Below are 1,418 nucleotides of genomic sequence, written 5' to 3' on the forward strand. Positions count from 1 at the left end.
AGAATATTCTAGCTATCGCTATCGCATCTGCCGTAGCCGCTCCAGTAGCCATGGCCGACGCGCCAACAGTTTATGGTCAATTTCACGTCGCTATCGAAAGCTATGATCAAGCTGGCACAACTGGCATGGACGTAGAAAGCCGTAACTCACGTATCGGTATCAAAGGTTCAGAAGACCTAGGTAACGGTTTGAAAGCGATTTACCAGTATGAGCTTGGTGTATCACCAACTGTCATGGGCGACAACTTCAGTCAAGATACAGGTCAATACGGCATCCGTAACTCATTTGTAGGCTTATCTGGTGGTTTTGGTACTGTCTTAATGGGCCGTCACGACACCCCATTACGTATGATCCAACCTAGCGATGGTTTTAATGACAGCAGATTTGCGGGTAACAACACTAGCAATTTCAACGGTCGCTTAGCTGGTGAAGATCGTTTAAACGAAGTTATTGCGTATATGTCTCCAGACTTTAACGGTATTAAATTGATGGCAGCTGTAGTCGGTCAGGACAACTTGGTTGAGCTTGGGGATGACCAATCAATTACCAACGCTATGTCTGTTGCGGTAACTTACGGTTCGAAAAGATCAGGTATTTACGCTGCTGTAGCTATGACAACAGGCGACAGCCAAAACAACGGAACAACAACATCAGATTTTAACGACCGTACCCGTGCAACCGTTCAATACAAAGAAGCGGGTCTAACCGCCTCTTTCATGTATAACGATGAAGCCGATAAAGGTACCTCTATGACATTAGGTGTGGCCTATAAAATGGGTAAAATCACACCACGCGCTAAAGTTGCATCAGTATCCTACGATGCCGCTGGCTCAGATGATGCTATGAACATGGCCGCTGGCGTTGATTATGCTTTAGGTAAAAACACACGTGTTTATGCTGAATATGCTTCAATCGACAAAAATAACGAAAGATTACCTGACACAACTGCAATGTCAGTTGGCTTGTTCCACAAGTTCTAATCGAGCCCTGTCCTAGACAGTTAAGATTAAACCCAAAACCCCGCCGTCAAACGCGGGGTTTTTTGTTTTGTGCTAACATATAAATCAATAAATAAGGGAATCAAGGGTCATGGCAAAAATTGATGCCGTCAAAGAAACGTTGAATACATTAAGACTGTTATTTAGTTTAGGCGTAGGCTTGGTCGTTATATTAACGGGTACGCTGATCGCTAAACAACAAGTCAATCAGCTTGATATTTATTTTTGGTTGGGCGCTTTAGTTGTCGCTATTATTATTGCGGGTCTTGCGGTTATCCTTAAAACCATCAGTAACTATACTAGATTAATAGGAGAGTTATAATGCTCAGCACAATTGTCATTGTTTTATTAGTTATCGCATTTTTAGCTGTAATGGCTTATGGCATATCCACCCTTTCCAAGCTGGGATAAGTGCAAGGG

The 1,418-nt window shown here is 43.0% G+C and carries 2 protein-coding genes; both read left to right on the plus strand.

Annotation, left to right across the window (positions count from 1 at the left end):
* On the plus strand, window positions 1–980 hold a 980-nt coding region (locus IBX48_RS10560), incomplete at its 5' end, for a porin (RefSeq protein WP_296834396.1).
* A gap of 109 nt (window positions 981–1,089) precedes the next feature.
* Window positions 1,090–1,320 carry a hypothetical protein gene (locus tag IBX48_RS10565; RefSeq protein ID WP_296834399.1) on the plus strand — a complete coding sequence of 77 codons (231 nt, stop codon included), beginning with the start codon at window positions 1,090–1,092 and terminating at the stop codon, window positions 1,318–1,320.
* Window positions 1,321–1,418: the final 98 nt, after the last annotated feature.

It is taken from the genome of Thiomicrospira sp., assembly GCF_014859555.1.
GTDB lineage: Bacteria > Pseudomonadota > Gammaproteobacteria > Thiomicrospirales > Thiomicrospiraceae > Thiomicrospira.

Bases quoted from the DNA above. Each gene is read 5' to 3' on its own strand.
- IBX48_RS10565 (WP_296834399.1), top strand. From the start codon at position 1,090: ATGGCAAAAATTGATGCCGTCAAAGAAACGTTGAATACATTAAGACTG.